The sequence below is a fragment of the Weissella sp. DD23 genome (assembly GCF_001579105.1).
Taxonomy (GTDB): Bacteria; Bacillota; Bacilli; order Lactobacillales; family Lactobacillaceae; genus Weissella; species Weissella cibaria.
Genome location: NZ_KQ970397.1, coordinates 51,121 through 51,688 on the forward strand (window position 1 = coordinate 51,121; position 568 = coordinate 51,688).

Consider the following 568-nt stretch of genomic DNA (forward strand, 5'->3'; position numbering starts at 1 on the left):
TTGGCGGTTTTGGTGCAGCGTTTGCATTAGGCACGCAATACCGAGAGCCGGTCTTGATTTCAGGCACTGACGGTGTGGGCACAAAACTATTATTGGCCATCATGGCCGGACGACACGAATCAATTGGCCAGGACTTAGTTGCTATGGTGATGAATGACATCGTGGCGCAAGGGGCGAAACCATTATTTTTACTTGATTATTTAGCAATTGCCAAAATGGTGCCCGAACAGGTAGCAACGATTGTTCGCGGGATTGCGCAAGCGACCCAAGCGACGGGGGCAGCCTTAATTGGTGGTGAATCCGCTGAATTGCCAGGCATGTATGCGCCAGACCATTATGACCTCGCTGCATTTGGTGTTGGTGTTGTTGAGCGGGATGAGATGCTGACAGTTGATCGTGTGGCGACTGGCGATGTGTTGATTGGGTTAGCGTCTAGTGGTATCCATTCCAATGGGTATTCACTGGTGCGTACGGTGTTGGGATTAGAGCAGGAGGCTGATTTTACAGCGTTACCAACAACGCTACAGGAAACCCTGTTAACACCGACCACCTTGTATGCTCAGGCGGT

At 50.9% G+C, this 568-nt stretch carries 1 protein-coding gene; it reads left to right on the top strand.

What is annotated here, in order from left to right; all coding sequences use genetic code 11:
* Nucleotides 1–568 (top strand): phosphoribosylformylglycinamidine cyclo-ligase (purM, locus tag WEIDD23_RS14930; protein WP_242865511.1); only part of this gene is annotated, 568 nt, incomplete at both ends.